Origin of the sequence: Nocardiopsis sp. NPDC006938, from assembly GCF_042869555.1 — a bacterium.
Taxonomy (GTDB): domain Bacteria; phylum Actinomycetota; class Actinomycetes; order Streptosporangiales; family Streptosporangiaceae; genus Nocardiopsis.
The window spans coordinates 100,576-120,368 of record NZ_JBIAGA010000002.1 but is presented as its reverse complement, the minus strand read 5'-3'; the positions used below and the strand labels follow the sequence as shown (position 1 = coordinate 120,368).

Below are 19,793 nucleotides of genomic sequence, written 5' to 3'. Positions count from 1 at the left end.
GCTAGTAGTGGCACGCGATCTCCCTCGCCTTGGCCAGGTCGTCGTGGTTGTCGACCTCGACCCAGTCGACCTTGCCGATGGGGGCGACGGAGATCTTCTCGCCACGGCGGACGAGCTCCTGGTAGCCGTCCTCGTAGTACAGCTGGGGGTCGCGCTCCCAGGTGGCCTTGAGGGCGTCGGCCAGACGCGGGGCCAGCGAACCCTCGATGAGGGTGGCACCGATGTACTCGCCGGCGGCGGTGGCCGGGTCCATGAGCTTGGTGATGGTGCTGAGGTGACCGTCGTCGTCGAGGGTCACCTTCATCTCCTCGTCGGCCAGGTTTTTCACGTTGTCCACCGCGAGGAGCAGTTCCGGACCCCTGGCGGCGAGTAGCGTTTCCTCGACACTGACGGGGTGGACGGTGTCGCCGTTCACGAGGAGGACGCCCTCGGAGAAGAACTCACGCGCGGTCCACAGGGAGTAGGCGTTGTTCCACTCCTCGGCCTTGTCGTTGTAGCTGAGGGTGAGCTTGACGCCGTGGCGCTCCTCCAGCGCCTCCTTGCGCCGCTCCACGGCCTCCGCGCGGTAGCCGACCACGACGACCACGTCGGTGAGCCCGGCGGCGGCCAGGTTGCGCAGCGAGATGTCCATGATGGTCGTCTCGCCGTCGACGGGCACCAGGGCCTTGGGCAGGGTGTCGGTGTAGGGGCGCAGACGGCGCCCCGCGCCTGCGGCGAGAACCATTCCGAGCATGAGGGCGTGTTCCTCCTTGTAGCGAGGAGGCGCTCACGCCTCCCCGTTCGTTCCGGCGGCCGGTTGGCCCCCGTCTCCCTGGCGGGTGATCGGGTGATCCCCCAGGACGTCGGCGCCGTCGCCGTCTTCCGTCTCGGTGCCGACACGCACGTCGGACACCGGTGTGCCGCTCCAGGTGCGCGTGGCCTCGCGGACGAGCAGGACCGCCAGGTATCCGGCGAGTATGCCGTAGGCGGCGGTGGGGGCGGACAACGCGCCCCCCGCGGCGACGACGAGCATCCGTCCGTCCCAGCCGAGCGCGGCGCGCCGTACCCACACCGGTCGGCTCACACCGACCGAGGGACGTGCGACGTCGTCGCGGTGGTGACAGACGACCGTCACCAAGAGTACGAACACCAGGAGACCGGGCACACCGGACGCGAGCCCGACGACCGCCAGGAAGCTGTACTCGGTGACGCGCAGGAGCGGAGGTACGAGCCAGTCGTACCGTCCGTCGTGGGGGTGGCCCGAGGCCAGACCGGACAGTAGCAGGGCAGCGACCGGTGCGAACAGGGTAATGCCTGTGGGCCGTCCCCCGTCCGCCGCGATGAGCACCAGGACGACGACGGCCCCGGCGAACGCCGTGAGCAGCGGCGGGGCCAGTCCCGGCACCAGCCGTCCGAGCAGCAGGCCCATGTGACTGTCATCACGGAGGCGGCGCAGGTCGGGGACGGCGGGGCGGAACCTCGCGCGGGCCTCCCCGGCCCCCGTGCGGGGCGTCTCGTGTTCGGCCCCGCTCATGGACGAGTCTCCCGCGCGGAGGGGTCGACGAGCTCGCCGGTGATCGCCACCGCGCATCCCACAACGAGGCTGAGGAAGGCGATCCGGGCGTCGACGGCGATGGTGGCGACGGCGATCACGAGGAAGCGCGTGGGCTGGCCGAACACCATGACCCTGCGGGCCAGGTGGGCCAGGGACGGGGCGGGGGCGGGTCCGCCGTCGGGCGCCCCGGGGCGCGTGCCCCCGGTCTCGGGGCGCGTCCGCGTGACGGTCTCGGCGGGCGCACCGGCCTCACCCCTCGGCCGCGGCACCCGGGGTTCGGGGAGCCGGAGGCCCTCAGGGCGCCGCTGGGAGGGCGGGGCGGGGCGTTTCGGGTGTGCGGGCGCGACGGGGGCCGAGCGGGCCACCAGGAGCGCGTCACGCAGGGCCAGGGCGATCAGGGCCCCGGCGGCCCACCCCCACGCGCTGGCGAACCCGGCGGCGGCCGCTCCGAAGGCGAGGCCCACGTAGACCACGTACTCGCGGAGCTGCGCCACCATGGACAGGGTCCAGACGGTGAGGGCGTCCCTGCGGTGGGCGCGCATCCGGGAGCGCACGGCGTCGCAGCACAGGGCCAGCCCGAGCAGGGCCGACCCGGCCACCGCGCCGACGAGGTCGGCCCGGCTGAACCAGACCGCCGCGCCGACCGTCACCACGAGGCTGATCCGGGTCACCCCCGATCGGGTGACGTGCCTGCGCTCCAACATGCGCGCGGTTCCCCGCGCCACCGTGCCAGTCATGTCCGTGCCCTCCCAGTTTCAACTGAGAGTCACCGTCACCCACGCTCTGTGCGCAATCAACCACTGACACGCGTATGACGGCGGTCGTCCCTTCTTCGCCCCCGTGGGGGCTTTACGGACAGTTACGGACACGAAAGAGCGCACCACCGGAACAGTCCGAGATGCGCCTTTCGCGGGTGTGCGACCTGGTTCAGGCGGCCTGTCCGCCGTCCTTGCCCTCGCCGCCCTCGGGCTGGTCCGGAGCGGGGTCGGCGGCCTTCTCCTCCGCCTCCACCTTCTTCTCCGCGGCCTCCGCGCGCTTCTTCTTCGCGGCGTCCTTCTTCTTGCGCTCCTCGATCTCCGCCTTGGTGTCCTCGTTGTAGGCGGCCAGCGCGGCGTCGATGTCGGTGTCCAGGGCGAGCGCGCCGCCCTTGATGTACAGGCCCCGGTTGCAGAACCGGCGCAGGTCCTTCTCGTTGTGCGAGACCAGGACCATGGTGCGCTCGTTGGCGAGCATGCGGTCGATGGCCTCGTAGCACTTGCGCTTGAAGGCCTTGTCGCCCACCGCGAGCACCTCGTCCACCAGCATGATGGGGTGCTCCAGCTGCGAGATGAGCGCGAAGCCGAGCCGCACCTTCATGCCGCTGGAGTAGTGGCGCACCGGGGTGTCGATGAACTTGGGCTTGACCTCGGCGAAGTCGACGATGTCGTCGAAACGCTCGTCGATCTCCTTCTCGCTCATGCCGTGCAGGGAACCGACCAGGTACACGTTCTCGCGTCCGGTCAGGTTGTCGTTGAACCCGGCGCGCAGCTCCAGCAGGGGTGCCACCTTGCCGTGCACGCTGACCTTGCCCTCGTCGGGCAGGAGCACCCCGGCGATCATCTTGAGCAGGGTTGACTTGCCGGTGCCGTTCTTGCCGACGATCCCCACGCAGTCGCCCTTGGCGATCTCGAAGGACACCCCGCGCAGCGGCCAGAACTCGTTGCCCTCGGCGTTGGGGTCGCGCTTGTTGCCGTGGATGAACATCTCACGGAGGCTGCGCTTGCGGCGGCGGTTCACGGCGAACTTCACACCGAGGCCCTCGGCCTCGATGACCGGACCGCTCGCGACCGCGGCCTCGTAGGTGGACGCCATCACAACTCCTTCAGTACGGACATCTCCAGGCGCCGGAACGTCCAGTACCCGATGACGAGCATCAGGATCGAACCGACCACCGCGGAGGTCAACGCGAGAGGACTGGGCGTGAGTTCCTCGAATCCGGCGAACCACACCGTACGGTGCATTTGGAAGATACCCATCAGCGGGTTGAGCTGGTAGAGCGTCTTCGCCCATTCGGGGGCGCCCGAGCTCAGGACCATCGTGGCCGGGAACAGGATCGCCGACCCGTAGAACAGAATCCGGGTCAGGATACGCGTGAGTCGTTCCACGTCACGGAGCAACACGTTGACCGCGGACAGGAACAGGGTCACGCCCAGGCCGAACATGAAGGTCAGCACGATGGCGAGGGGCAGCCAGAGGAACATGCCCTCCCAGCTGAAACGCCCGCCCAGGGCGAAGACGAAGACCAGCAGGACCGGCCAGGTCAGCAGGTACTCGACGAACTTGGTGCCCACCGTGGCCATGGGGAAGATCTCACGGGGGACCTTCATCGTGGTGATCAGCTTCGAGTGCGTGATCATCGCGCGGGGGGCCTCGCTGAGGATCGCCCCGAAGGTGGTCCAGGGGAGGATGCCCGCGACCAGGAAGAGGATGTAGCCGCCCTGGCTCTTGGCGTCCTCCGGGATACCGCGGTCGGCCTGGAGCACGTAACCGAAGATGAAGAAGTACACCAACGTCAGTGCGAGGGGTTCCAACATCGTCCAGGCGTATCCCAGCACGGACTGCTGGTACTTGACCTTCAGGTCGCGCCGGACCAGGAGGCCGACGACCTTCCGGTTCTCCCAGACGGCCAGCGTCCTTGACGCCACCGCCACCTCCAAGGTTTGAGATCGTCCGGTCACGATGTGCCGGACTGTCGCGTCTACGAACTCGCCTGCGCGCACCGACCGTCGACACGGCCGGTTCCTCACCGGGCCGGAAGAGGGGGCATCCGGGCGACCGGGGGACGTCGCGCGCCTTGCCCGTCTCCACGACCGAATCAGAGGAGGTATGGACCGGGCACGCCCGACAGGCGTCCATAGGTTACCGCTGCATGGGACAGACCGTGCCAACCACGTGCCGCGTCCGGCCGATCCGGCCACCGGTCGAGTCACCCGCCCGCCTCGGGCACCATGGGTGGGCCTGCCCGCCACCGCGACGAACGCGGGTCGGCGGGCGCGGACGAGGAACCCTCCGTGAGGGCACCGCCCCCGGGCCGCGTCACACCGCGGGCCCGCAGGAACACAGATTGGCATCCATGGACGAGAAGCGCAGGCCCAGAGTGATCGCCGCGGTCCTGGCCGGAGGGGTCGGTTCCCGCATGGGCGCCTCCTCCCCCAAGCAGCTGCTGGAGCTGGAGGGGAGGCCCATCATCGAGCGTTCGATCGCGGCCTTCGACTCCTGTCCCGCCGTGGACGAGGTGGTGGTGCTGATGGTGGAGGAGTACGTGCCCAGGGTCGAGCGGATCGTGGCCGACGCGGGGTTCGCGAAGGTGTCCCGCGTGCTGCCGGGCGGGGCCACGCGGACCGACACCTCGTTCGTGGCGCTCTCCGCGCTGGCGGACGCGGACGACGCGGACCTGGTCCTGCTGCACGACGCCGCCCGCCCCCTGGTGCGCCCGGAGACGATCACGGCCTGCGTGGAGGCGCTCGGTGCGGCCGGTGCCGTGGGGGTGGCCGTCCCGAGCGCCGACACGGTGGTCGAGGTGGCGTCCGGAGACGACGGGAGCGAGGTGGTCCTGCGGACCCCGGACCGTTCCCGGCTGCGCCGGATGCAGACGCCGCAGGGGTTCCGGCTGGGTGTGGCCCGACGCGCCTACGAACGGGCGATGGCCGACCCGGAGCTGGTCGCCACGGACGACTGCGGGGTGGTGTTGCGCTACCTGCCCGAGGTGGGGGTGCGGATCGTGCCCGGCGACGCGTCGAACGTCAAGGTCACCAACCCGGGAGACGTGGAGGTCGCCGAGGCCCTGCTGCGTCGGTCCCGCGCCACCGGGACGGAGGGGGCCGCGTGAGCCGGGTGTTCGAGGCGACCGCGGTGATCGGTCACCGGGGCGCGGGCCGGGGCGTCGTGGAGGGGGCCGTGGAGAACACGCCCGCCTCGTTCGAGCTGGCGGCCCGGACCGGCGCGGACTGGATCGAGATCGACGTGCGCCGCACGGCCGACGACCGGTTGGTGCTGTTCCACAACGCCGCGCTGGACGACGGTCGGGCGGTCGTGGACCTCACAGAGGCGCAGTGCCGGGCGCAGGGCCTGGCCGGTCTCGAGGAGGGGCTGGCCGCCATCCCGTCCGACCTGGGGCTGGACGTGGACGTGAAGACGGTGATGGAGGACGGGGTGGACGCGCCCTCGCGGCGGACGCTCTCCCTGGTGCTGCCGTTCCTGCGCCGGGAGGCCGCGCGTCGCAGGGTGTTCGTGTGCTCGTTCGACCCCGGGCTACTGGCGGGGGTGCGTGAGGGCGCTCCGGGGGTGGCGACGGCGTGGATGCCGTTCGTGCGCAACCCGGCGGACACCGCGATCCCGGGCGCCGTGGGCCTGGGCTGCCCGATCGTCGCGCTGGACGCCCGCGCCCTGGGCGTGGCGGACGACGCGGCTCCGCGTGCGGGGCGACGCCCGTTGGAGTACACGGTGGAGACGGCGCACCGGGCCGGGCTGGAGATGATCTCCTGGTGCCCGGACCCGGCGGACGCGGCGCGGTTCGCGGCCGCCGGGATGGACGCGGTGGTGGTGGACGACGTCCCCGGGGCGGTGGCCGCGCTGCGCCCGTCCGCGGACGGGCCGTCCGGGGGATAGCGCCCGGTACCGGCGCCACCGCCCCGGCCGCCCCGCTGCCACCCGGAGTACTCAGATGCGGCCGAGGAGTTCGGCCTTCTTCTCGCTGAACTCCTCGTCGGTGAGCAGGCCCTTGGCGTGCAGGTCTCCCAGGCGTTCGATCTGCTCGAAGATCCAGGTGGTGTCGGTGCCCCCCGGCTCCCGCGCGTCTCCCCCGGCGCTCGTCGGGGCGGGGGCCCCGGTCTCCGGCGTCGGGGCCGCCCCGGTCGGGAACGGCGGCCCGGCGCCCTCCCCCGGGGCCGCCTCCTGGTCCGTGCCGCCCCAGGGGTTGGCGACCCCGGGGAGGTTCACCGTGAGGTTCGGGCCGCGCACGGCCTCCATGGCGCTGCGGGCGGCGTTCTTCCACCATTCGGGGTCGTCGAATCCGGGTTCGGCGTCCTCCGGTCCGGCCTCCGGGTCGACCTCCGGCGCGGTCTCCCCCGAGCCCAGCGCGCGCCGCCCGGCCCCGCCCCGGGCCCAACGGTGGGCGGTGACGGCGGCGGCGAGCAGGAAGACCTGGTGGATCTCGTTGCCCTCCTCGCCGGCGCGCAGCAGGTTGAGGTCGTTCTTGGGCTTGGCCGACGCCTCCTTGGAGCTTCGATTGGTGACGAACCGGACGAACCCCCAGCCCCAGTCGTCGAGGGGCGCCCACTCCACGCCGGTGATGTCCTTGATGTCGTACTCGCGGCGCTGCTTCTTCTTCTTGTAGCTGCTCGCGTAGGTGCCCGACCAGACCAGGGTGAGACGGCCGTCCTCCAGGCGCGCGGTGCCCTCGCAGGTCATGATGTGCAGGGGAAGGGTGGGGACCAGCCGGGTGGGGGTCGCGGGGTCGGGTGCCCCGGCCTGGCTCGCGGCGAAGCGCATCTGATCGGCCAGGTACTCGGCGACCAGCTCGGTCTTGGCGGGACCGGTGAGCCGGAAGGGCTGGGCCTTCTCGTCGAGCATCGCGCCGACCGCCTGGTAGGGGTCCATGCGCTCGCGCAGTCTCAGCTGCATCACCCAGCTGTTCTTGCGTCCGGCTCCGGGACGGAACTCGACGTCCTGGATCGCCGACACCGGTACCTCCAGGCTCCCGAGGAGCTTGAGCAGAGGGCTCTTGAACCAGCCCTTCGTCTCGTACCGGATGGAGACCGACTCACCGTCGAACACCCAGGCCGCCTGGTCTCCACGCAACTCGTCCATTGCCACCTTCTCCACTTCGCTGCCGCCCTGCTGACCCCTGCCTAGCAGAACGTCCGCCCCCGATCGAGGGCGGACGTCGTCCACTTGTGGCCGTAGGGGCCGGGCCGTGGGGGGTGGGGGCGGTCCGCCCCACGGCCGCTGGCGGCGGTCTGACGGGTCAGGCGCCCCCGGTGCCGCTCGCGGTACCGCTGTTGGCGCGGGCGGTGCGGGAGTCCGCGCCGAGCCCGGGCGGGCTCGTGATGAAGCCGGTGCCCCACGACATGTGCATGGTGGCGAGCGCGACCGGGATGAGCGGCCACGAGGACGCGGGCAGGCCCCGGGTGAGGGGCGCCGACGCGGCGGTGATGAGGGCGAGGTAGGCGGCGGGCACCAGCCACAGCGGCCAGAGGAACACGCCACCGACCAGACCGGCGGCGACTCCGGCCACGGCCACCGGCGGGGCCAGGTAGCGGAGGTTGATGGTGCCCCGGTGCTGGCGGGCGACCACGCGCCGCCAGCGGCCGTAGTGGAAGTACTGCTTGGCGAGCAGCCGGACGTTGCGGCGCGGACGGTAGGACACCCGCATACGGGGCTGGAACCAGACGGTCCCGCCGGTGGTGCGGATGCGGTGGTTCATCTCCCAGTCCTGCGCGCGCAGGAAGGCCTCGTCGTACCCGCCGACCCGTTCCAGCGCCGAGCGGCGGAAGACACCGAGGTAGACGGTGTCGGCGGGGCCGCCCTCGCCGCCGGTGTGGAAGCGCGCGTTGCCCACGCCCACCTTGGAGGTCATCGCGGCCGCCACGGCGCGCTCCCAGGGGGTGGTGCCCTCGGCGGCCATGATGCCGCCGACGTTGTCGGCGCCGGTCTCCTGGAGGGTCTCCACCGCCACCCGGAGGTAGTCGGAGGGCATCATGGCGTGGCCGTCGATCCGGGCCACGACGTCGTGGGTGGAGGCGCCGATGGCGGCGTTGAGCGCGGCGGGCGTCTTCCCCGTGGGGTTGTCCACCACCTTCACGCGCGGGTCGGCCGCGGCGAGGCCGTCGGCGACCTCGCGGGTGCGGTCCGAGGACGGCCCCACTCCCAGAACGACCTCCAGCTCGCCCGGGTACTCCTGGGCGAGGACGTGCTCCACCGCTGCGGCGAGGTGGCGCTCTTCGTTCAGTACGGGCATGACGACGGAGACAGGCGGCCAGGACACGGGCACTTCCCAAGGTCAAGACTGTCGGGACTGCGTGGCACCGTGAGGGCGGGGCGCGGGCCCCGGGCGCGCTCGACGGTGACGCGCGCTCAACGGTACTGCACACCGGCCCGCCGAACATCCGGGCCGATCGGGTGTGCGCGCGCCGACCGGGGGAAGGGGTGACGCGACGTGCGGGCGCCGGGGAACCCGGCCGCCGATCTCGGCGTCCCACCCAAAGGGGCGAACAACACGCCGAGGGCTGACATCCCGCGCCCTTCGGCCGATCGGGTGACAACCTAGATACCCGGGTACCGGATACCAGGGCACCGTGGAACGGGTGGGACGGGGACGTCGATGAGCGACGAGGACGCCGGACGGCGGAGGGCGACGGGCGAGTTCCGACGGGAGCGTTCACAGCCCCAGCCGCCCGCCGGGCGACGTTCTGCCAGGTCGGGACGGTTCACTGTGCCGCACCCGCGTGTGCGGCGCCACCGCAACGGCCTGGTGCTGATGAGTGTGCTCTCGGTGCTGGTGCTGTTGGCCTCCGGCACCTCGTGGGCGATCACCGGCTGGATGTCGGGAGCGCTGAACCGGTTCGACGTGTTCGGCGGGCTCGCCGAGGGCGACCGCCCGGAGGAGACCGGCGGCCTCACCTTCCTCGTCATCGGTTCCGACAGCCGGGACGAGATGAGCCGGGAGGACCAGAACGCGCTCAGTGTGGGGTCCACCCCCGGGCAGCGTTCGGACAGCATGATGCTGGTCCGGCTCAACCACGAACGCGACCACCTCACCGTGGTGGGCCTGCCCCGCGACCTGTGGGTGGACATCCCCGGCGAGGGCGACGACAAGATCAACGCGGCCTACGCCTACGGGGGGCCGCAACTGGCGGTCCAGACCGTGGAGTCGGTCACGGACGTGCGCATCGACCACTACGTCGAGGTGGACTTCACCGGGTTCGTGGACGTGGTCGACGCCCTGGACGGCATCGACGTGTGCCTGCCCGAGGCGATCAACGACCCCAAGGCGCACCTGGACATGCAGGCCGGGACGCACCGGGTGGACGGCACCGAGGCGCTGGCGTTCGCCCGCACCCGCGCCACCGCGCGCGGCGACCTCGACCGCATCGACCGCCAGCAGCAGGTGCTGTCGGCCATGCTCGACCGGGCCATGAGCACCGAGACCCTCTCCGACCCGCGCAAGCTCACCGCGTTCCTGGACAGCGCGCTGTCGTCGGTGACGGTGGACGAGGGGCTGGACACCAGCACCATCAACGACCTCGCGTACCAGATGCGCGACGTCGACATGGAGAACGTCACCTTCGCCCAGGTGCCCATCGCCGACATGGACCACTGGACCCCGCGCGGCGACGTCGCCCTGCTGTGGGACGAGGCCGCCGCCCGCGAGATGTTCGCGGCGATCAACGCCGACCGCCCGCTCACGGAACCCGAGGAGAAGCCCGAGGAGGAGTCCGGTGACGACGCGGAGCCGACGCCCTCCGAGGTCAGCCTGCGGGTGTTCAACGGCACCGCCACCCCGGGGCTGGGCGCGCAGCTGGACTCCCAGCTGGAGACGGCCGGCTTCGACGTCACGGACGTGGCCGAGAACTGGAGCAGCCGCGACGTGCCCACCACGGAGGTCCGCTTCGGTCCCGGCCGGGAGCGCGACGCCGAGTACCTGGCGACGACCCTGCCCGGTGCGCGCACGGTGGAGGACCCCACCCTGGACGACGACCTCCAGGTCGTGATCGGATTCGACTACACGACGTTCGAGGCCCCCCGGGTCGAGGCGACCGCGACGGAACCGGAGGAGTCGCCCTCCACCGGCGCCGAACCGGCCACCACGACCGCGAAGGACAACATCTGCGGGTAGACCCCGCGAAGGAAGGGACACGTGCTCCGCCACCTGCTCGGACTGCTCGCCGGAATCGCCCTCGCCCCCGTCCTCTGGGTGGCGGTGGCGTGGTCGGCCCAGACCCTGCCCGAGCTGATCCGTGGAGACGTGGGCTTCGCCACCGTCTGTTCCGTGGTGGTGCTGTGCGCGGTGGGGGTCGTCGGCGCGTACCTGGTGGCCTCACGGCTCTCGCCGCTCGCCGCCGGGTCCAGCGGTCTCCTCCTGGCGTCGCTGTGCCTGTGGCCGGTGGTCGCCCCCGCCACGGTGGGCCCCGTCCTGTACTGGCTCAACGAGGAGAGCTTCCTCTACCCCAACGGCGCGGGGCTCGGTGTGGGACTGCCCCTGGGGGTGCTGCTGCTGGTCTCCTCGACCCTGCCGACCCGGTGGCGCGCCGCCCACGACCTCGGCCCGACGGGCGGCCTCCCCTCCCGCGAGCGTGTGGTGGCCAGCCACAGCAGGGAGGACTTCCGGCGCGGCGGCGCCGCGCCGGACCCCGCGTTCGACGGCGGGTCGGTGACGCTGGTCGACCCGGACCGCGTCTGGAACGACGGCGGGCCGGTGGGCGACACCGTGCCGGACGTGCCGCCGCCCTCCTCGCCCGTGCGCGGACGTGACGATCCGAACAAGACCACGACACCGTTCCGTCGCGGTGAGACCGGCGCGGTGTGGACCCCGGTGGACGACGAACCCGGTCACGGGCACTCGTTCGACGACGGACGCTACTAGCCCGCCCGACCCGTGCGGGTTCGCGCGTTTGCGCACACTCCTCCCCCGGTGCGAACGCCCTCCCACGCGCCGGTAACCTGACCGCCTGACTGTTCACGTGTTGTTCGGTCACGCGCCAGACCCCGACGCGTAGGGTGATGCACCGTCCCCCCACGGACTACCCGTCGGCCGAACCATGTCCGTTTTCTGCCCTCATGCGGGATGTGGGCCGCCACGAGCGGGCACAACCAGCAGACGAGGCGCGTGCGGAAGCGAGGAAGGAACACCAGTGGTCGAAGCGGAACGTATGCGGGTCTCCGTCATCGGAACCGGCTACCTGGGCGCCACCACGGCCGCCTGTCTGGCCGAGATGGGCTTCGAGGTCATCGGCCTCGACGTCGACGAGGCCAAGATCAGCACGCTCCGCTCCGGCAGGGTGCCCTTCTTCGAGCCCGGTCTCGACGAGCTGCTGACCGCCAACCTCGAGACGGGGCGGCTGCGGTTCACCACTGACGTCGCCGAGGTCGCCGAGTTCGCCGACCTGCACCTGATCTGCGTGGGCACCCCGCAGCGCGACGACTCCGGCGCCGCCGACCTGCGCTACGTGAACTCGGCCGTGGACCAGCTGGCCCCGCACCTGACCCGGCCGACCGTGGTCGTGGGCCGCTCCACCGTGCCGGTGGGCACCGCCGCCACCCTGGCCGCCCGGCTGTCCGCGCTCGCGCCGGTCGGCGCCGAGGCGGAGCTGGGCTGGAGCCCGGAGTTCCTGCGTGAGGGCTTCGGCGTGGAGGACACGCTGCGCCCCAACCGGATCGTGATCGGCACCGACTCCCCGCGCGTGGAGAAGGCGGTGCGCGCGCTCTGGCAGCGGCAGGTGGACGACGGCACCCCGTTCCTGGTGACCGACCTCCAGACCGCCGAGCTGGTCAAGGTGTCGGCCAACGCGTTCCTGGCCACCAAGATCTCCTTCATCAACGCGATGGCGGAGGTGTCGGAGGTCGCGGGCGCCGACGTCATCCAGCTGGCCGAGGCCCTGTCCTACGACGACCGGATCGGCGGCAAGTTCCTCGGGCCCGGTCTGGGCTTCGGCGGCGGTTGCCTGCCCAAGGACATCCGCGCGTTCATGGCCCGCGCCGACGAGCTGGGTGTGGAGCCCGCGCTGTCGTTCCTGCGCGAGGTGGACGCGATCAACCAGCGCCGCCGGGCGCGCACGATCGACATCGCCCGCCAGCTGATCGGCGGGAACTTCGCCGGTCGCACCGTGACGGTGCTGGGTGCGGCGTTCAAGCCGAACTCGGACGACATCCGCGACTCCCCCGCGCTGGACGTGGCCTCCACGATCGCGTCCCTGGGGGCGCGCGTGACGGTGTACGACCCGGCCGCCCTGGAGCGGGCGCGTGAGGCGCACCCGCAGCTGAACTACGCGGACTCGATGCTGGAGGCCGCGCAGGGCGCCGACGTGGTGCTGCTGCTCACCGAGTGGTCGGAGTTCCGGGAGGCCAACCCGGAGGAGCTGGCCTCGGTGGTGGCGCAGAAGCGGATCGTGGACGGGCGCAACGCCCTGGACCCGACCTACTGGCGCGCCTCCGGCTGGACCTACCGGGCGCTGGGCCGCCAGTAACCCCCTGCTTCTCGTCGTCGAACGGCCGCTCCCTCCGGGGTGCGGCCGTTCGTCGTGTGGGGGCCGCCCATGGTTGACTTCGGTCCGTAGTTATCCAGTGACCCTTGGTGTCGCCCGGGGGTCCGGTCGAACGGAGTCCGATGTCGAAGTTCCCCCTGCTGGTCGGTGCGGCCCTCGCCCTGGCCATGACCGCCGCCTCGCCCGCCGCCGCCGAGGTGTCGGGGTGTCCGGTGCTGTCACCGCCGCCCAGCGCCGACGACCTGGACCGCTACCTGTGCGGCGACAGCCGCCTGGGCCCGTCCGAGCTGCCCGAGGACGGCCCCGCGGGAGAACTGGTGGAGGAGTACGACCGGCTCGGGGGGCTGTCGCCGGTCGAGTTCCTGGACCGCTGGTGGACGGTCGACGGCAGCTGGGACTACCCCGAGCACGACGGGTTCGTGGTCGTCGACGGCCAGCCGTTGAAGGAGCTCCAGGAGCTGCCCTCCGGGTGGATGCTGGACCGGTTCGGCTCCCCGTGGGGGTCGTTCCTCGCCCCGGCGGGCGCGCCCTACTCCCAGCGGGCGCTGCCGCCGAACTCGCTCAACACCTGGCCGGACGGGCCCGAGCACAACTACAACTGCTACGAGGTGACCGAGCCGGTCCACGCCTGGGTGGGTCCGATCGCCCCGCACTTCGAGCAGCCCGGCGGCGGCGAGCAACTGTTGGTGCCCGCCGAGGAGGTGCCGGAGGCCGAGGGAGATGGGAACGTGCCCGTCAACGACCTGCTGGAGTGGGGCTACCTGGAGCAGCGCCCCGCCGAGGAGTGCGTCCCCGCCGAGGGGTACGAGCTGAACGCCTAGGACCTATCCACACTGAACGACCCGTCGACGGTGGCTGATCGGTCACCGTCGACGCTGATCCGGTTCGCCAGTCACCTGGTCTCTGTTCTTGACCTCCCTGAACTTGGCGAAGAGCCAGGAGGGAATGTGTTCCCTCTCCCTGGGGAACCGGAAATAGTCATTCGCGAAGCGTTCGGGGTCCAGAGGGTAGGGGAAGGGGGGCTCGTCGTCATAGTTGAAATCGACGTGAAAGCTTCCCGGTCGAGTGATGGTGTAGTGCAACGAGAACCAGGTTCCCCTTGTGGGTTCGTGCATGAGATCTCTGAGATCGCGAAGCTCCCCACTCGCCTGGAGGGACAGTTCACCCGTTGTCCTCTCGCCGTCTTCGGTCACGATCACCACGGAGGCGGCCGACAGCTCGGAGAGGCAGGAGAAGATCACCTCGATTCGCTTCCACCCCTCTGGCGCCTCCGCCAGGACGAGCCTTCCGATATCCACGAGTTTCCGCTGTTGCTCTGAGGATTCCACCCGAGCACCCTACTGCTCGATGCGCCGACATCCGCCGGGGGCATTGGCCGTCGGACAGGGGTCCCACCGGATTTCCTGGGCCTGCCACTGTCGGTTCCGGTCCGACGGGTCGGAACCGGCGTGATCGACGACCAGGAGCCGGACCACGCGCCCACGTCCTCCTGGCACATCTCCACGCGAAGGTCCACGAGCAGGCGTTCGACGCCACACCCCACGATCGCCCTGACTCTCAGCGGGAAGGATTCCAGGTGTCGCTCAGCATCCCGTCAGGAAGCAGCGGCGAACGCACAGAGAACGTGAAGTCCTCGTCCCACTGATCCATGTCCCGGGCCCGACAGGCAAGAGCCATCAACTCCAACGGGAACTCGGGAACACGCGCACCGGGGTCGCCCGCGCGGCGCTTCTCCCGGAAGTCCGTGAATTCGGTCAGCGCCCGCACCAGGTGCTCTTCCACACCTTCGGGGTCGTAGCACTCCAACTCGAACAGCAGGCGCATGACCGAGAGCAGGTTGCCCGCATGGTCGTGCCGCCTCAGCAGGGGGTCGTCTCCCCAAGGGGTCCCGATGAGGAACTCCAGGGATTGGACGAGACCGGGCAGGTCGAGGACGTAGGACTGGAGGGAGTCGATCCAGTTCCGGGTGCGTACGCTGCCGCGTGGGGTGCCGTCCCGGGCCACGTGCGCGACGATTCCGGGGGGGATGTCGCACAGGTCCCGGCACCGGGCTCGGTCCCGCAGGACCATGGTGAGGTAGAAGGCCCTCGACCAGTCCTCGGGAAGGGTTTCGGAGCCGTCGGGTGCGGGGCCCCTCAACCTCACCCGGGCGTCCGGCAGGACGTCGTAGTCCGAACCGATCGCGTCGGCCACACGGCGCACCCCGGCGTAGGAGGCCAGCATCGCCCGCTCCCAGGCCCGCCGTGTCTCCGGCAGGGCCGCTTCCCGGTCCAGGGCCAGCTGTTCCTGTGCTCTCTGGTAGTAGTGTTCGGCCTCGATAGCGCGTACCTCCTGATTCTCCGCGCACCGCGCTCCCGCGAAGGCGGTGCTCCCCCCGACCGGGTCCGGTCGACGGTCTTCGCACGGGCGTCCCATGAGTCACGACGGGGGCGCGACCCGATCCGGCTCGACCCCGGGGAGAGGTCTCGAGCGGGCCACCGCATCGCCTAGAGGGGAAACGCACCGACCCAGTCACGCTCCAGGATGTGTTTCGGCAGGTACCCGGACTCCACCTCGAACCGGAAGTCGGGATCGACGAGAGCGGAGTCGTATCCCCAGCACGCGAGAGCGAAAAGGCTCAGTGGGCCCCCTCCTTCGGTCTTCTCCGACCGTTCGGGAGTCGCGGTGTGGAATGAGCGGAAGAGTTCCAGACCCGAGGCCAGCGACGCGTTGAACCTGTCGCTGTCCCCGCGAACCAGGTGCGCGAAGGTGTCCATCGCGATACACACCTTGGTTTGGAATTTCACACCGGCGAGGGGTCCTCCCGCGTCAAAGGGCGAGTCGACCAGCCATTGGACGAAGAACCTCCGCTCCTCGAGAACCTCGGCGATGAAGTTCACGTAATGTGGATGACCGATATCGTGACGCGCCACCGTGTACGTCAATTCCAGCCCCGCTACGTTGTCGATTCTGTAACCATATTCGGCCCGGATCGACCCCCGATCCGTGTTGCCGGAGACCGTATCGGCCTCATTCCTCAGACGGGTTCGGGCCCCGGATCACCGCAAGTCGAGCCTTTCCCAGGTGCGCGCCAGAATGTGGTCGGGAAGGTAGTCGGAGCGGAATTGCGGCTTGAAGCCGGAGTGCTCGCCACCGAGGTCGAAGGCCATGCACGAGACCGCCAGGAGGCCGAGGGGAAGGACTCCGTCGAGATCCTTGGCGCGCTCCGGAGATTGCGTGTAGTAGGAACGAAAGCCGCGCAGCCCCTTTTCCAGCCCCCGGTTGAACTCCTCCGTGTCCAACTGGGCCGCCCTGAGGAAGACGTTCAGCTGCGGGAACACGATATCGCGCAGGTAGTCGCCGTCCGTGTCGGGGTTCTCGCTGGGGTCCGACAGCTCGAAGGCCCTGAGGAGGTTCTGGGACAAGGTCGAACGATCGAGTGTGTGGTCCTGGAGTGCGTGAATCCAGCTGTAGACGTACTCGTCGAACACGAACCCCCCTACGGACTCCGCGCGCCTGATGCGGTCCACCGGAATCCGGCAGAGGAACTCCAGCCTCTCCGCGTCACGGCGTGTTCGTGCCAGGAAGAACGCGGTCAACCAGTTCTCGGCGTCAGCGAAACTCGCCCCCTCGGCCCCGGGGAGCGATCGTGCTCTTCCACCGATGACGCGCTCGACCGTTTCCCGTACCGGGGTCTCGCTCATGGCGAACAGGGATTCGGCGACTTCCGCGCACACCGACCACGCATCACGGGTACGGGGGTCCCCGGCGCTGGGATCGACGGCGAGATGCGTCAGGAATGCCACCCTGGCCCAGGCCAGGACCGGCCTCGCCAGGGATGACTTCGTCTCCAGCAAGGGAACGACCTGCTCTCGTTCCTCCTCGCTCTCCAGTGCCCGGGAGCGGAAGAACTCCGGGCTCACGTAGTGGCGTTCTACATGTTCGCTCACGATGCCTCTCGGGTTCTGCGGACGCGATGGTGACCGTCGCGTCTCCAGATCGTAGCCCCCGCCTTCGGGCGGAGAATCCGCACCCGGCCGTTCGAGGGAAGGGCACGACCTTCTGGAGTGGGGCTGTCTGGAGCGGCGTCCCGCCGGGGGGGTGCGTCCCCGCCGAGGGGTACGGGCTGAACGCCTGGCGCCCGCCTTTTGGATCATTCCGCCCGCCCGTCGCCCTCCGGGTCCCGGGGCGTCGTGGCACCGAGAACGCCCCCGGGGCTGCGAGGCTGGCTTCGACCGATCGACCGACACACACGAGGAGCATGCTCATGGCGACCACACGCAACGCGACCGCGCACTGGGAGGGGGCACTCCTGGACGGGGCGGGACAGGTGTCCCTGGACTCCTCCGGGCTCGGCACCTTCGACGTCACGTGGGCGTCCCGGGCCAACGACCCCGAGGGGCGCACCAGCCCGGAGGAACTCATCGGCGCCGCGCACGCCACCTGCTACTCGATGGCGTTCTCCCACGCCCTCGCCGGTGAGGACACCCCGCCGCGCAGCGTGGACACCAAGGCGTCGGTGACCTTCCAGCCGGGTGAGGGGATCACCGGCATCCACCTCGACGTGGAGGCCGACATCCCGGGGATCTCCGAGGCGGACTTCCAGCGGATCGCCGAGGACGCCAAGGCCAACTGCCCGGTCAGCCAGGCGCTCAAGGGCACGACCATCACGCTCACCGCCACCCTGCGCTGAGGCCTCGCCGTCCCGGGGTTCGGGGGGCGTACGCGGGAGCCCCGCGGCGACGGCGGATCGTCGCCGCGGGGCTTCGGCGTGTCGGAGGGTGCTGCGGCCCGCTACCGGAGGGCGGTGGTGAGGAAGGACGTCCACTCGGCCTGGGGGAAGGGCAGGTGACCGGCGTCCGGGTGCTTGGAGTCCCGCATCGCCGCACCACACGGCAACGACCCCACCTCCACACAGTCCTGGCCCCGGCCGCTGTGCGTGCTCTTCCGGAAGTCAGAGGGCAAGTGCGCGACCTCCACACAGTTCTGGGCGTGTCCGCTGTAGCTACTCTTACGGAAGGTCATGGGGATGTAAGCGACCTCCACGCAGTTCTGGCCCTGCGCGCTGTAGGTGCTCTTGCGGAACTCCAGGATCATCAGCTACCGCCTTCTGCCGACAGTTCGACTTGCAGGGAGGGCTTCCGGACCCGCTACCCGAGAGCGGTCGAGAGGAACGAGGTCCACTCAGCCCTGGGAAAGGGCAGGTGACCAGCATCGGGGTGCTTGGAGTCCCGCATCGCCGCACCACACGGCAACGACCCCACCTCCACACAATTCTGGTCCTGGGCACTGTGCGTGCTCTTCCGGAAGTCAGAGGGCAAGTGCGCGACCTCGACACAATCCTGGTCCCGGCCGCTGTAGCTACTCTTACGGAACTCAAGCCGGTGACTCATGTCTGCTTCTCCAGTGCTGTGACGGCTTCGTCGAGGAACGTAGCGGACAGGGAGGCGGAAAGCGCCACTCCCTGGATGTTGCTGAAGGCCACGTTATACGAGTCGAGCTCTTCGCTACTTTCCAGGACCAATCCCGTCGTGGCTGTGCCGACGTACACGATGGGAGTGTCCCGAGGCTCGGAGAACTCCAGAATGGTGAAGGCTCCTTCCATCCCCAGGTGCTCACCAGCCGCATAGGGGAGAACCTGGACGTCGATGTTGTGCCGAACTGCGAGATGGCTCAGGTGCACCAGCTGTTCCTTCATCACTTCCCGGCCGCCGACGAGGCGATGGAGCGCTGCTTCGTCGATGACCGCCGTCATACGGGGTGGGTGAATGCGGTTGAGGATCTGCTGGCGGTTCACCCTAGCCTCGACCAGGCGCTCGATGTTCTCGTCCGCCGTGGCCCGCCCACCACGGAAGATCGCCGCCGCGTAGCGCGGAGTCTGGAAGAGCCCCGGGATGAGCTGCGGCTGAAAGGTTCTGATGGCCGAGGCCTCGGCCTCCCATCAGGGAGGGCGCGCTCACCGAAGACATCCTTGTACTTGGACCACCAGCCGCGTTCCTTCGCCTCACGGGCCAGGCCGTGCATTCCCTCACGTGTCTCCGAGCTGACCTGGTAGAAGTCCGCGAGAGCGTTCAGGTCCGAGTTGCGCAGACGACGAGCCTCAGCGGTCTCCATGCGCCCCAGTGTGGAGCGGGGGACCCCGGCCCCCTTGGCCGCCGCGTCGAGTGTGAGCCCGGCTTCTTCCCGCAGGCCACGCAATACGTGACCGAGTCGGCGTCGACGGATGTTCGGGCTCTTCTGTGTCATTTGGGACTCCTCATCGGACATAACGGGAGTCTTGCAAGAACCGCTTGACTCACGGGAATCTCATTCTTAGATGGAATCTAACTGGAGGCTCACTTCCTGATCCACGAGCCGAAGGCTATGTCGAGCCCGTTCCGCGCGTCATGCATTCATGAAACTTCCAACGGGCGACCTTCCCCAACCCCTGTACGTGCTTCGCCATGCCAAGGAGTGTGTTCGTCATGCCCGTGCTCGCCCCCGTACCCCCGATGGCCCAGGTGACCATCGCCCTCAACGAACTGGTCCCGCCCGCCTACCGGCACTACTTCAACGGCCAGGCCGAGTGCTCCTACAAGGTCCGCCGGTACGACTTCGGCCCCTCCGGCGTCTTCCTCCCCCTGGTCCGGGCGTTCCTGGACACCTGCGCGGCGGAGCGGAGCGCCGACTACCGCTACCTCTTCACCCTGATGGGCGGCGAACTGGCCAGCAACGCCCTCAAGCACAGCCGCTCCGGCCTGCCCGGCAACTCCTACTCGCTGCTCTGTGAACGCCGCCGCGACGGACTGCGCCTCCTCTGCCGCGATGACGGCGTGCGCGACCGCCCCTTCAGTTCGCGTGAGCGCGAGTACCTCGCGGCGGACCCGGGCGGGCTGGACCCCAACGCCGAGGCCGGGCGCGGACTGGCCATGATCGACGCCCTGTCCACCCGGTGGGGCGACAACGGCCGCCCGCACTACCGGGGCGTCTGGTTCTTCCTCGCCTACGACCTGAGCGAAAGCCGCTGGAACTCGCTCTAGCGAACCCCGTGCACGCGAAAG

At 69.9% G+C, this 19,793-nt stretch carries 23 protein-coding genes; 8 read left to right on the top strand and 15 right to left on the bottom strand.

Annotated features, from left to right (window positions below; translation table 11 throughout):
- Window position 1: 1 nt before the first annotated feature.
- The 5 genes from ACFYL4_RS03480 to ACFYL4_RS03460 form a co-directional block, all read right to left on the bottom strand.
- Window positions 2-733 carry a phosphocholine cytidylyltransferase family protein gene (locus ACFYL4_RS03480; protein WP_357757689.1) on the bottom strand — a complete coding sequence of 244 codons (732 nt, stop codon included), beginning with the start codon at window positions 731-733 and terminating at the stop codon, window positions 2-4.
- Between the two features lie 33 nt (window positions 734-766).
- Window positions 767-1,513 (bottom strand): DUF5941 domain-containing protein, encoded by a 747-nt coding sequence (locus ACFYL4_RS03475; RefSeq protein WP_357757692.1) that lies wholly within the window; start codon window positions 1,511-1,513, stop codon window positions 767-769.
- Entirely contained in the window at window positions 1,510-2,271 is a 762-nt protein-coding gene (locus ACFYL4_RS03470; RefSeq protein ID WP_387516143.1) for a hypothetical protein, read from the bottom strand. The genes ACFYL4_RS03475 and ACFYL4_RS03470 overlap by 4 nt, the downstream gene beginning before the upstream one ends.
- A gap of 190 nt (window positions 2,272-2,461) precedes the next feature.
- Window positions 2,462-3,385, bottom strand: coding sequence for an ABC transporter ATP-binding protein (locus tag ACFYL4_RS03465; protein ID WP_357757698.1), 924 nt, complete (start codon window positions 3,383-3,385; stop codon window positions 2,462-2,464).
- Window positions 3,385-4,230 carry an ABC transporter permease gene (locus tag ACFYL4_RS03460; protein ID WP_357757912.1) on the bottom strand — a complete coding sequence of 282 codons (846 nt, stop codon included), beginning with the start codon at window positions 4,228-4,230 and terminating at the stop codon, window positions 3,385-3,387. The genes ACFYL4_RS03465 and ACFYL4_RS03460 overlap by 1 nt, the downstream gene beginning before the upstream one ends.
- Before the next feature lie 416 nt (window positions 4,231-4,646).
- Between ACFYL4_RS03460 and ACFYL4_RS03455 the strand changes: the two genes are divergently transcribed.
- Both ACFYL4_RS03455 and ACFYL4_RS03450 read left to right on the top strand, forming a co-directional pair.
- On the top strand, window positions 4,647-5,402 hold the full coding sequence (locus ACFYL4_RS03455) for an IspD/TarI family cytidylyltransferase (protein WP_357757915.1): 756 nt from the start codon (window positions 4,647-4,649) through the stop codon (window positions 5,400-5,402).
- Window positions 5,399-6,181 (top strand): glycerophosphodiester phosphodiesterase, encoded by a 783-nt coding sequence (locus ACFYL4_RS03450; RefSeq protein ID WP_357757701.1) that lies wholly within the window; start codon window positions 5,399-5,401, stop codon window positions 6,179-6,181. Before ACFYL4_RS03455 ends, ACFYL4_RS03450 begins: the two co-directional genes overlap by 4 nt.
- A 51-nt stretch (window positions 6,182-6,232) precedes the next feature.
- On the opposite strand, the gene ACFYL4_RS03445 is transcribed toward ACFYL4_RS03450, so the two are convergent.
- Complete coding sequence (locus tag ACFYL4_RS03445; protein ID WP_387516140.1) at window positions 6,233-7,381, bottom strand: DUF4429 domain-containing protein; 1,149 nt, start codon at window positions 7,379-7,381, stop codon at window positions 6,233-6,235.
- Window positions 7,382-7,538: 157 nt separating this feature from the next.
- Window positions 7,539-8,558, bottom strand: a complete 1,020-nt coding sequence (locus ACFYL4_RS03440) for a glycosyltransferase family 2 protein (protein WP_357757706.1) — start codon at window positions 8,556-8,558, stop codon at window positions 7,539-7,541.
- Between the two features lie 336 nt (window positions 8,559-8,894).
- Between ACFYL4_RS03440 and ACFYL4_RS03435 the strand changes: the two genes are divergently transcribed.
- The 4 genes from ACFYL4_RS03435 (at window position 8,895) to ACFYL4_RS03420 (ending at window position 13,595) form a co-directional block, all read left to right on the top strand.
- Complete coding sequence (locus ACFYL4_RS03435; RefSeq protein ID WP_387516138.1) at window positions 8,895-10,409, top strand: LCP family protein; 1,515 nt, start codon at window positions 8,895-8,897, stop codon at window positions 10,407-10,409.
- 21 nt (window positions 10,410-10,430) lie between these two features.
- Complete coding sequence (locus tag ACFYL4_RS03430; protein WP_387516136.1) at window positions 10,431-11,156, top strand: YIP1 family protein; 726 nt, start codon at window positions 10,431-10,433, stop codon at window positions 11,154-11,156.
- A 268-nt stretch (window positions 11,157-11,424) separates the two neighbouring features.
- Entirely contained in the window at window positions 11,425-12,756 is a 1,332-nt protein-coding gene (locus ACFYL4_RS03425) for a UDP-glucose dehydrogenase family protein (RefSeq protein ID WP_387516134.1), read from the top strand.
- 140 nt (window positions 12,757-12,896) lie between these two features.
- Window positions 12,897-13,595: a TNT domain-containing protein gene (locus ACFYL4_RS03420; protein WP_387516132.1), complete on the top strand. Its 699-nt coding sequence runs from the start codon at window positions 12,897-12,899 to the stop codon at window positions 13,593-13,595.
- Window positions 13,596-13,637: 42 nt separating this feature from the next.
- Here the strand turns inward: ACFYL4_RS03420 and ACFYL4_RS03415 are convergent, their stop codons facing one another.
- The 4 genes from ACFYL4_RS03415 to ACFYL4_RS03400 form a co-directional block, all read right to left on the bottom strand.
- A complete protein-coding gene (locus ACFYL4_RS03415) occupies window positions 13,638-14,102 on the bottom strand; it encodes a hypothetical protein (RefSeq protein WP_357757720.1) in 465 nt (154 codons plus the stop codon).
- A 229-nt stretch (window positions 14,103-14,331) separates the two neighbouring features.
- The gene (locus ACFYL4_RS03410; RefSeq protein WP_357757722.1) at window positions 14,332-15,189 is read right to left on the bottom strand and encodes an immunity 49 family protein; all 858 of its coding nucleotides are present in this window, start codon (window positions 15,187-15,189) and stop codon (window positions 14,332-14,334) included.
- 71 nt (window positions 15,190-15,260) lie between these two features.
- On the bottom strand, window positions 15,261-15,653 hold the full coding sequence (locus tag ACFYL4_RS03405) for an immunity 49 family protein (protein WP_387516129.1): 393 nt from the start codon (window positions 15,651-15,653) through the stop codon (window positions 15,261-15,263).
- 159 nt (window positions 15,654-15,812) lie between these two features.
- A complete protein-coding gene (locus ACFYL4_RS03400; RefSeq protein ID WP_387516126.1) occupies window positions 15,813-16,703 on the bottom strand; it encodes an immunity 49 family protein in 891 nt (296 codons plus the stop codon).
- Between the two features lie 317 nt (window positions 16,704-17,020).
- Between ACFYL4_RS03400 and ACFYL4_RS03395 the strand changes: the two genes are divergently transcribed.
- Window positions 17,021-17,446 carry an OsmC family protein gene (locus ACFYL4_RS03395; RefSeq protein ID WP_387516124.1) on the top strand — a complete coding sequence of 142 codons (426 nt, stop codon included), beginning with the start codon at window positions 17,021-17,023 and terminating at the stop codon, window positions 17,444-17,446.
- A gap of 101 nt (window positions 17,447-17,547) precedes the next feature.
- On the opposite strand, the gene ACFYL4_RS03390 is transcribed toward ACFYL4_RS03395, so the two are convergent.
- From ACFYL4_RS03390 to ACFYL4_RS03375, 4 genes are read right to left on the bottom strand one after another with little or no spacing between them, the layout of a single operon-like run.
- On the bottom strand, window positions 17,548-17,850 hold the full coding sequence (locus tag ACFYL4_RS03390) for a DUF397 domain-containing protein (protein ID WP_387516122.1): 303 nt from the start codon (window positions 17,848-17,850) through the stop codon (window positions 17,548-17,550).
- A 53-nt stretch (window positions 17,851-17,903) separates the two neighbouring features.
- Window positions 17,904-18,146, bottom strand: a complete 243-nt coding sequence (locus ACFYL4_RS03385) for a DUF397 domain-containing protein (RefSeq protein ID WP_387516120.1) — start codon at window positions 18,144-18,146, stop codon at window positions 17,904-17,906.
- On the bottom strand, window positions 18,143-18,649 hold the full coding sequence (locus ACFYL4_RS03380) for a DUF5753 domain-containing protein (RefSeq protein ID WP_387516602.1): 507 nt from the start codon (window positions 18,647-18,649) through the stop codon (window positions 18,143-18,145). Before ACFYL4_RS03380 ends, ACFYL4_RS03385 begins: the two co-directional genes overlap by 4 nt.
- Window positions 18,547-18,999 (bottom strand): helix-turn-helix domain-containing protein, encoded by a 453-nt coding sequence (locus ACFYL4_RS03375; RefSeq protein ID WP_387516118.1) that lies wholly within the window; start codon window positions 18,997-18,999, stop codon window positions 18,547-18,549. The genes ACFYL4_RS03380 and ACFYL4_RS03375 overlap by 103 nt, the downstream gene beginning before the upstream one ends.
- Before the next feature lie 218 nt (window positions 19,000-19,217).
- Here ACFYL4_RS03375 and ACFYL4_RS03370 point away from each other — a divergent pair, with 218 nt between their 5' ends.
- Window positions 19,218-19,772: an ATP-binding protein gene (locus ACFYL4_RS03370; protein WP_357757739.1), complete on the top strand. Its 555-nt coding sequence runs from the start codon at window positions 19,218-19,220 to the stop codon at window positions 19,770-19,772.
- Window positions 19,773-19,793 lie beyond the last annotated feature (21 nt).

Excerpts from the sequence above, each read along its gene's own strand:
- ACFYL4_RS03375 (WP_387516118.1), bottom strand. The coding sequence starts at position 18,999 with ATGACACAGAAGAGCCCGAACATCCGTCGACGCCGACTCGGTCACGTA.
- ACFYL4_RS03445 (WP_387516140.1), bottom strand. The coding sequence starts at position 7,381 with ATGGACGAGTTGCGTGGAGACCAGGCGGCCTGGGTGTTCGACGGTGAG.
- ACFYL4_RS03370 (WP_357757739.1), top strand. The coding sequence starts at position 19,218 with ATGCCCGTGCTCGCCCCCGTACCCCCGATGGCCCAGGTGACCATCGCC.
- ACFYL4_RS03475 (WP_357757692.1), bottom strand. The coding sequence starts at position 1,513 with ATGAGCGGGGCCGAACACGAGACGCCCCGCACGGGGGCCGGGGAGGCC.
- ACFYL4_RS03455 (WP_357757915.1), top strand. The coding sequence starts at position 4,647 with ATGGACGAGAAGCGCAGGCCCAGAGTGATCGCCGCGGTCCTGGCCGGA.
- ACFYL4_RS03465 (WP_357757698.1), bottom strand. The coding sequence starts at position 3,385 with ATGGCGTCCACCTACGAGGCCGCGGTCGCGAGCGGTCCGGTCATCGAG.
- ACFYL4_RS03395 (WP_387516124.1), top strand. The coding sequence starts at position 17,021 with ATGGCGACCACACGCAACGCGACCGCGCACTGGGAGGGGGCACTCCTG.
- ACFYL4_RS03470 (WP_387516143.1), bottom strand. The coding sequence starts at position 2,271 with ATGACTGGCACGGTGGCGCGGGGAACCGCGCGCATGTTGGAGCGCAGG.
- ACFYL4_RS03385 (WP_387516120.1), bottom strand. The coding sequence starts at position 18,146 with ATGAGTCACCGGCTTGAGTTCCGTAAGAGTAGCTACAGCGGCCGGGAC.
- ACFYL4_RS03435 (WP_387516138.1), top strand. The coding sequence starts at position 8,895 with ATGAGCGACGAGGACGCCGGACGGCGGAGGGCGACGGGCGAGTTCCGA.
- ACFYL4_RS03480 (WP_357757689.1), bottom strand. The coding sequence starts at position 733 with ATGCTCGGAATGGTTCTCGCCGCAGGCGCGGGGCGCCGTCTGCGCCCC.
- ACFYL4_RS03410 (WP_357757722.1), bottom strand. The coding sequence starts at position 15,189 with ATGGGACGCCCGTGCGAAGACCGTCGACCGGACCCGGTCGGGGGGAGC.
- ACFYL4_RS03390 (WP_387516122.1), bottom strand. The coding sequence starts at position 17,850 with ATGATCCTGGAGTTCCGCAAGAGCACCTACAGCGCGCAGGGCCAGAAC.
- ACFYL4_RS03420 (WP_387516132.1), top strand. The coding sequence starts at position 12,897 with ATGTCGAAGTTCCCCCTGCTGGTCGGTGCGGCCCTCGCCCTGGCCATG.